Origin of the sequence: Bradyrhizobium jicamae (assembly GCF_018130215.1) — a bacterium.
Classification (GTDB): domain Bacteria; phylum Pseudomonadota; class Alphaproteobacteria; order Rhizobiales; family Xanthobacteraceae; genus Bradyrhizobium; species Bradyrhizobium jicamae_A.
Window position 1 is genome coordinate 231,293 of sequence record NZ_JAFCKQ010000007.1, and the last position, 7,867, is coordinate 239,159.

General features: G+C 65.8%; 9 protein-coding genes. 5 read left to right on the top strand and 4 right to left on the bottom strand.

Annotation, left to right across the window (positions count from 1 at the left end):
• Positions 1-4: 4 nt before the first annotated feature.
• From JQ586_RS12095 to JQ586_RS12105, 3 genes are all read right to left on the bottom strand, one after another.
• Entirely contained in the window at positions 5-1,261 is a 1,257-nt protein-coding gene (locus tag JQ586_RS12095; RefSeq protein ID WP_212394781.1) for an aminopeptidase, read from the bottom strand.
• Positions 1,262-1,368: 107 nt separating this feature from the next.
• The gene (locus tag JQ586_RS12100; protein ID WP_212394782.1) at positions 1,369-2,730 is read right to left on the bottom strand and encodes an adenylosuccinate lyase family protein; all 1,362 of its coding nucleotides are present in this window, start codon (positions 2,728-2,730) and stop codon (positions 1,369-1,371) included.
• A 61-nt stretch (positions 2,731-2,791) separates the two neighbouring features.
• Positions 2,792-3,181 (bottom strand): carboxymuconolactone decarboxylase family protein, encoded by a 390-nt coding sequence (locus tag JQ586_RS12105; protein ID WP_212394783.1) that lies wholly within the window; start codon positions 3,179-3,181, stop codon positions 2,792-2,794.
• A 137-nt stretch (positions 3,182-3,318) separates the two neighbouring features.
• On the opposite strand from JQ586_RS12105, the gene JQ586_RS12110 reads away from it, so the two are divergent.
• The 4 genes from JQ586_RS12110 to JQ586_RS12125 are packed head-to-tail and all read left to right on the top strand — an operon-like array spanning position 3,319 to position 6,918.
• Positions 3,319-4,281 (top strand): tripartite tricarboxylate transporter substrate binding protein, encoded by a 963-nt coding sequence (locus JQ586_RS12110; protein WP_212394784.1) that lies wholly within the window; start codon positions 3,319-3,321, stop codon positions 4,279-4,281.
• A 22-nt stretch (positions 4,282-4,303) separates the two neighbouring features.
• Positions 4,304-5,191 carry an NAD(P)-dependent oxidoreductase gene (locus JQ586_RS12115; RefSeq protein ID WP_212394785.1) on the top strand — a complete coding sequence of 296 codons (888 nt, stop codon included), beginning with the start codon at positions 4,304-4,306 and terminating at the stop codon, positions 5,189-5,191.
• On the top strand, positions 5,188-6,156 hold the full coding sequence (locus tag JQ586_RS12120; RefSeq protein WP_212394786.1) for a Gfo/Idh/MocA family protein: 969 nt from the start codon (positions 5,188-5,190) through the stop codon (positions 6,154-6,156). The genes JQ586_RS12115 and JQ586_RS12120 overlap by 4 nt, the downstream gene beginning before the upstream one ends.
• A gap of 6 nt (positions 6,157-6,162) precedes the next feature.
• Positions 6,163-6,918, top strand: a complete 756-nt coding sequence (locus JQ586_RS12125) for a GntR family transcriptional regulator (RefSeq protein WP_212394787.1) — start codon at positions 6,163-6,165, stop codon at positions 6,916-6,918.
• A gap of 98 nt (positions 6,919-7,016) precedes the next feature.
• Here the strand turns inward: JQ586_RS12125 and JQ586_RS41100 are convergent, their stop codons facing one another.
• Positions 7,017-7,145 (bottom strand): hypothetical protein, encoded by a 129-nt coding sequence (locus JQ586_RS41100; protein WP_283815435.1) that lies wholly within the window; start codon positions 7,143-7,145, stop codon positions 7,017-7,019.
• A gap of 368 nt (positions 7,146-7,513) precedes the next feature.
• Here JQ586_RS41100 and JQ586_RS12130 point away from each other — a divergent pair, with 368 nt between their 5' ends.
• Positions 7,514-7,690: a hypothetical protein gene (locus tag JQ586_RS12130; RefSeq protein WP_212394788.1), complete on the top strand. Its 177-nt coding sequence runs from the start codon at positions 7,514-7,516 to the stop codon at positions 7,688-7,690.
• The last annotated feature ends 177 nt before the right edge of the window (positions 7,691-7,867 follow it).

A 7,867-nucleotide genomic window follows, 5' to 3' on the forward strand; every position in this document is an offset into this window, starting at 1 on the left:
GCCGCTACGCCCATTCACCCTGCCGGAATACCGGCACGCTGCGTCCGTCGGCATGGATGCCGTCGATATCGGTATGCGCCGAGCCGATCATCCAGTCGATGTGGATCAGGCTCTTGTTGCCGCCCTGCTCGGCGATCTGCTGCGGCGTCAGCCTGTCGCCGTTGACGAAGCACTTCGAGTAGCATTGGCCGAGCGCGATGTGCGAGGCGGCGTTCTCGTCGAACAGCGTGTTGAAGAACAACAGTCCGCTTTTCGAGATCGGCGAGGAGTGCGGCACCAGCGCGACCTCGCCGAGCCGGCGCGCGCCCTCGTCGGTGTCGAGCACCTTGTTCAACACCTCCTCGCCGCGCGAGGCCCTGGCCTCGACGATCCGGCCTTCCTCGAACCTCACGGCGATGTTGTCGATCAGCGTACCCTGGTATGACAGCGGCTTGGAACTGACGACGTGGCCGCTGACGCGCCGGCAATGCGGCGTCGTGAAGACCTCTTCCGTCGGGATATTGGCGTTGCAGACGATGCCGTTCTTGGCGGTCGAGGCGCCGCCTTCCCATTCGTGGCCGTCGGCGAGCCCGATGGTCAGATCCATGCCCGGGCCGGAATATTTCAACGCATGGAAGCGCTGGCCGTTGAGCCATTCGGTGCGCTCGCGCAGCTTCGCATTGTGCCTCTCCCAGGCCGCGACGGCGCCGTCCTGGTCGACCCGCGAGGCGGAGAAGATCGCATCCGCAAGCTTCGCCACAGCGACATCCTCGGCATCGCCGGCGAAGACCTGCTTCGCCCAGGACGCACTCGGATAGGCGATGATGTTCCAGTTGGTGTCGAAATTGACGATCTTCTCCAGCGCCGGCTGGTAGGCGATCGAATTGGCCTTGCTGGCGCGCGCGACCTTGGCCGGATCCTCGCCCGACAGCAGCATCGGATTGTCGCCGACGATCGCAAGCCGCGCCGTGTTGGCACCGAACGCCTTGGCCATGCCTTCATAGAGCCAGGTCGCGGCGCGATCGAAGCTCGCGTCGTTGGCGTAGCGGTAGCGCGCCAGCGTCACCTCCTCATCCGAGAAGAACGGGGTGACGATGCCGGCACCGGCCTTGTAGGCATGTTCGGCGATCCGGCGCACCAGCGGCATCGCCACAGCCGGGGCCGTCAGCAGGAGATCCTGTCCCGGCTGCAGCCGCAGCCCGACCTTCACCGCGACTTCGGCGAGCCGGTCGAGCTTCACGGGGTCGATCGAGGCGGTAAGTTGACGTTGATGTGCGGTCATGAAGCGTCCGGCATGTCGGTTGAGGGATCAAGGATTCGTAGTCCAATTCGAGCCGCCTTCGCAAGGTTCCCGCCGTCTCCGCCGATCACGCCACGGCGAGCGGACACCTACCGCCTCACCGATGTCAGCACGCGATCGACCATGTCGGGCGCGAGCCCGAGATAGTTCTTCGGCGCAGTCAGGTGGTCGAGCGTCGAGCGATCGATACGATCAGCCACGCGCGGGTCCGCGGCCAGTGCATCGGCGAGCGCGAGGCCCTTGTCGCTGGCAACGCGGCAGGAGTCGTAAACGACGTCATGCGCCTCCTGGCGGCCGATCTGGGGCGCGAGGCCCATCATCACGGCTTCGGCAACGATCAGCCCGCGGCTGATGTCGAGATTGTCGGACATGCGCTTCTCATCGACGACGAGACCACCAAGCGCGAACTTTGCCTGATGCAGTGCGCCCGCGGTCAGCACGAAGCTCTCGGGGATCGCCATCCATTCGGCGTGCCATGGCCCGGTCGCGCGCTCGAAATCCTGCACCATCGCATCGAGCATGAGCCCCGCATGCTGACGCACCGCCTTTGCCGCGGCCAGCATCAGTTCCGACGAGATCGGGTTGCGCTTCTGCGGCATCGTCGACGACGCGCCGCGTCCTTTCACGAAGGGCTCATAGACTTCGGCAAACTCGGTGGAGGCCATGATCATGATGTCGAGCGCGATCTTGCCGAGCGATCCGGTCACGAGCGCGAGGAAGTTCACCGCCTCTGCCAACCCGTCGCGCGCGACATGCCAGGTCGAGACCGGTATGCCGAGGCCGAGTTCCTCGCACAGCGCCTGCTGCACCTCAAAGCCCTTGTCGCCGAGCGAGGCCAGCGTGCCGGCGGCGCCGGCGAACTGTCCGACCAGCACGCGCGGCTTGAGCTCAGCCAGTCGCTCGGCATGACGGTCGAATGCGGCGAGCCAGATCGCGGTCTTGTAGCCGAAGGTCACCGGCAGCGCCTGCTGAAGGTGGGTACGGCCGGCCATTGGAGTGTCGCGATACCGCTTCGAAAGACCGGCGAGAATGCCGCGCAGCGCGGCGATGTCGTCTGCAATGATATTCAGGCCGTCTCGGATCTGCAGCACCACGGCGGTGTCCATGATGTCCTGCGTGGTGGCGCCCCAATGGACGTAGCGGCCGGCCTCGCCGCACTGCTTCGCCATCTGGTGCACCAGCGGCATGATCGGATAGCCGACGATGTCGGTCTCCTCGCGCAGCAGGTCGAAATCGAGCGCGGCAACGTCGGTCCGCGCCGCAATCTCCACGGCCGCCTCCGCCGGGATCACGCCGCAGCGCGCCTCGGCCTTCGCCAGCGCGACCTCGACCTCGGCATAGCGCGAGATCAGCCGCAGATCGGAGAACACCTCGCGCATCTCGCTTGTGCCGAAGGCGTCGCGGAACAGCACGGAATCCAGAACAGTGGTCGAGGTCGGAAAGGCGGGCATGGGCGCATCCTGTTGCCGGTCGCAATTCGGCAACGTCCCTACCATGGCCCGCGTGGAGACCCTATTCCTCCGCGGCCACTGCGCCGAATACCTCGGCCGCGATCCTGCTGGTCTCGATCGCGGCCGGAACGCCGCAATACATCGCGACCAGCAGCAGCACGTCCTGCACCTGAGCGGGGGTACAGCCATTGGCCAGCGCGCCCTTGGCATGGACGCGGAACTCGGCCGGCTTGCCGCTCGCCGCGGTGATGCCGAGCATGACGAGACTGCGGATCTGGTCGGACAGGCCGCCGCGCTCCCAGACATCGCCATAGACGTAGGCGTTGATGATGTCCTGCAGCGGAGCGCCGAATTCGCCGGCGGCGGCCATCCGCTGCGCGACATCGGCCTCGCCGAACATCTGCTGACGCCGGCGCAAGCCGCGCGCATGGAGATCGCTGGTATCGACCATGGGGTATCAGGCTCCCTGTTTCGGTCATTTATACGGACATATTTGATCGACCTCAATCGCAGCTTGCGGTCAGCGCTTGCGTATTCGCTCCATTTGTCCGTATAAATTCGCACAAAATGGCCTCCGGAGGGATCGGGATGAGGTTGCGCAATCGCCTGCTTGCCGTCCTGTTTCTGTCCGCTGTCGTAAGCCTGCCGGCGCTGGCCGCGGATGATTTCCCGCAACGGCCGCTGAAGATCATCGTCCCCTTTCCGCCAGGTGCCGGCCCCGACAACGTCGCACGGCTGATCGCCCGGCATTTGCAGGACGCCTTCGGCCAGACCGTGCTGGTCGAGAACCGGGCCGGCGCGCTCGGCAGCATCGGCGCGCAGGAAGTCGCGCGCAGCGCGCCCGATGGCTACACGCTGCTGATGGGCACCAACACCACGCATGCCAGCAACGTCGCGACCTTCAGGAGCCTGCCCTATGATCCGGTGAAGGATTTTGCGCCCGTGATCCGCACCACGACGACGGCAATGGTGCTGCTGGTCAACCCGAAATTCGCCGCAAGGGACCTGCCGCAGTTCCTGGATTACGCCAGGGCGCATCCGAATTTGACCGGAGGTTACGGTTCCGGCGCCTCGCAAATCTCGATCGCGCAACTGCAATCGCGCGGCGGGTTGTCCGTGGTCGCCGCCTCCTATCGAGGTGTGCCGCAGGCGATGACCGACGTGATGGCCGGCGTGATCGACCTGACCTTCGGCGACTTCTCGGTCGCGATCCCGCAGATGCAAGGCGGCACGTTGCGCGGCATCGGCGTCACTTCCGCGGCGCGCAACGAACTCACCCCCGGCCTTCCCGCGCTGTCGGAGGCGATGCCCGGCTTCGAGGCTACGATCTGGTACGGACTGTTCGCGCCGGCCGGCACGCCGGCGGCTGTCGTCGACAGGCTCTACGCCGAATGCGCGAAATACCTGGCGATGCCGGAGACCAGGACGAAGCTCGCCGATGTCGGGGTGATCGTGGCGCCGCTGGCACCGACCGAATTCGGCGCCTTTGTCAAAAGCGAGGTCGTGCGCTGGTCGGCCGAGGTGAAGGCCGCCGGCATCGAGCCGCAATGATCCGGACCGGCGGGATTGCGTCATGGACGGCGGAACACCGGTTGGAGTGATTGGCCTGGGATTGATGGGATCAGCCCTGTCCGCGCGCCTGATCGACGCCGGCGCGGGAGTGATCGGTTTCGACATCGACGCGGCCAGGACCGGCGCGTTGAGCGGGATCGGCGCCGAATTCGCTGATTTCGCAGCTGACGTGGCGGCCCGCTGCGGAACGGTGATCATCGCGGTATATGACGCGGCCCAGATCAGGGCATTGCTGCCCGATATCGCCCGCGCCAAGGCGTCGCCGCTGGTGATCTGCACCACGACCTGCGCGCCAGACGAGATCACGGGCATTGCCGAATTTGCGGCGCGCTCGCGCCTTGCCTTCATCGAGGCGCCGATCTCGGGAACCAGCGCCGAGGTCCGCGCCGGCACCGCCACCGCGCTGGTCGCCGGCGAAGCCGATGTCATCGCAACAGCCGCAGCGACGCTCGATATCCTCTGTCCGCTGCGGGTCAATGTCGGCGCGATCGGCAATGCCAGCCGCACCAAGCTTGCGATCAACCTGATCCTGCAGAGCAACCGCGCTGCGCTCGCCGAGGGCCTCGTCTTTGCCGAGAGCCTCGGCCTCGACGGCGCCGCCTTCCTTGCGGCCGCGCGCCGGTCGGCGGCATATTCTGCGGTGATGGACAGCAAGGGCGAGAAGATGCTGGCGCGCGATTTTTCGCCGCAGTCGCATATCGCGCAGACCCTGAAGGATGCCGAGTTGATTCTGCGCGAGGCCGAACGGCACGGCGTTGCCTTGCCGATGACGGCGGCGCAGGCCGGGCTGCTGCGCGCGGCTATCGCCCTGCAAGGCCCGGGCACCGACAGTGCCGCGGTGATCGAGGCGATCCGTGCGCGGCGCGCCGACAAAGAGGAACGCAGATGATCAATTGCGCGATCGCGGGCCTCGGACGATGGGGCCGTGCGCTGGTCGAGGCCGCCCGCCACGAACCGCGGCTCAACATCGTCGGCGCGATCGAACCTGATGTCATCGGCGCGAGGGATTTTTGCGGGGCACATGGCCTCCGGCCCGCGGCGAGCCTCGAGGAGGTCCTGGCCTCCCCCGAGATCGACGCCGTGCTGCTGGCGACGCCGCATTCGCTGCACAAGACACAGGTGATCGCAGCGGCCGCCGCGGGCAAGCAGGTGTTCTGCGAGAAGCCGCTTGCGCTGCGGCGCACCGACGCGGCGGAGATGTTCGCCGCCTGCCGCAAGGCCGGCGTCGTGCTCGCGGTCGGGCATAACCGCCGCTTCTGGCCGTCGATGCGGGCGCTGCGCGGGATCGTCGCCAGCGGCGAGCTCGGCACGGTCCTGCATGTCGAGGGCCACAACAGCAACGAGAACTCGCAGGGCATCACCGCGGGCTGGCGGCTGTCGCCGGAGGAATCGCCCGGCGGCGGACTGACCGGCGCCGGCCTGCATGTGCTCGACGGCATTGTCGCCCTGCTGGGTCCGGCGCGCCAGGTCTATGCCCGTCTCGCCAGGCGCGAGGCCGGGCCGCCGCCGCTCGACACTGCCATGCTCGCGATTGAATTTGTGAATGGCGTCAGTGCAACCCTTGCGACAATCCGCGCGACGCCGTTCTATTGGCGGGTGCATGTGTTCGGAACGAAGGGATCCGCCGAGGTGCTGGACGAGGTGACGATGGTGCTGCGCAAATCCGGCGAAGCGCCCGCGACCGTGCGTTATCCGGCGCTCGACACGCTCGCCGCGGAACTGTCGGCCTTTGCCGACGCGGTCGAGGGCAGGCACCCGTTCCCGGTACCGGAGGCCGACGTGCTGGCGACGCTTGGCGTCTTCGAGGCCGCGCTCCGCTCGATGCAGACGGCTCAACCGGTGGCATGCCAGTGAGCCGTCATGCCTGACAATCCGCCGAAGGCGAAATCGTCCCGCTACCGCGACATCGCCACCCGGCTGCAAAAGGACATCCGGCTCGGCACCTACGCTGTCGGCAGCCTGCTGCCGACCGAAACCGAGCTGATGGCGAGCTACCAGGCGAGCCGCCAGACCGTGCGCGAGGCGCTGCGCATCCTGATCGACCAGGGCCTGATCGTGCGCCGCGCCGGCCTCGGCTCGGTGGTGATCGCGGCCGAGCCGCCGGTGCTGTTCACCCACAGCGTCAAATCCCTGGGGGAATGGCTGCGCTATTCCAACGAGACCTATCGCGACGTGGTGCAGAGCGGCGACGTCGTCGCCGACCGCAGGCTCGCCGCGCTGCTGAAATGCGAGCCCGGCAAGAACTGGTTCCTGATCGAGGCGGTGCGCCGCTCGGATCAGTTTGCAGCTCCCCTCGGCTGGGCCGAGATCTACGTGCTTCGCAAGTTCGCCGATGTCGTGAAGCGAAGCGACCACGGCCGTACGCCGGTACACGAGCAGATCGCCAAGATGTACGGCCAGACCACCGAATATGCGCAGATGGAGATCTTCGTGCGCGGCATGCCGGCGCCGCTCGCCAAGGCGCTCGGCGTCAAGACCGGCTCGCCGGCGCTCACGGTGGTGCGCCGCTACTACGGCCTGCGCGAGGAATTGTTCGAGGTCACCATCACGACCCACCCGGAAGGCCGCTATACCTACACGATGGACATGCAGCGCTCGCTGCGGCCGCGGCTCTAGAGCTGTCTCCGATCCGACGGAATCGGAATGGAGCTCCAGACTCTTGTCTTGACCCGTTTTCTCGGCGCGAACCGGTATCCAACTCGCTCGAAAAGGCGCTAATGCGAGCGAGCCAGATGCGTGTTGGCGGAAGTGTGCGCCATCTGCGGGGTGCCTGACACGCCCCAGATCGCCACCGCGATCAACGCGGCAGCCCAGACATAAGGCGCAACATTCGGCCTGTTCATTTCCAAGACCATCCCAACTTCCGACGGGACCGATGAATCGCCCAACCCGCCGCAGGGTCAAGGTGTCATCAGCCACGCCACTTTCACAAGACCGACTAAGGTTAGACCTTGTCGGTTTCAGGACGTTGTCGTGCAAATTCCGAAATGATTTCATCGGAACCGGCGCCATCTCATCCAAATTGATGAGATTGCGAGCCAACAACGGCGGCTATTTCGTTCGAAGCGCAATCGAGAGAATTTTCTGCCCAAATTCGAGTCAGACGCACAAGAAACATTCCAATCCGTGCTCACTGAATTCTTTTTGATTGTCGCCCGGAGTCCGGCCGTGCGATCAATCCCCGTGACAACGTGATGACAAGGGCTCTCCCGTGACTGCGCAATCGGCCAAACCACAAGGCGGCCACCGCCGCTCCTCCAGCGAATCGCATGAGGAGGTGGCACGATCGCTCGAGCGGGAGCTGAACTTCCTGGCCGAGGAACGGCGGGAACGGGCGCTCGAGCTCGGCCTCGACATCGGCGCTCCGCCGACCAAGGTGCGCGAGTAGACTGGAGCCGGGCGACGACACTGGGGATGAGGACGTAACTCTGCATTCTCGCGACATGAATCGTCCGAGTTTTGTCTTTTGTTCCGCCCACTCCTTGAAGAGAGGGCGCAGGGAAAGCCGGGTGCCGATCGCACCCATGGGCCCCGTGCAGTGTAGAAAGCACGGGGGTAGGACCAC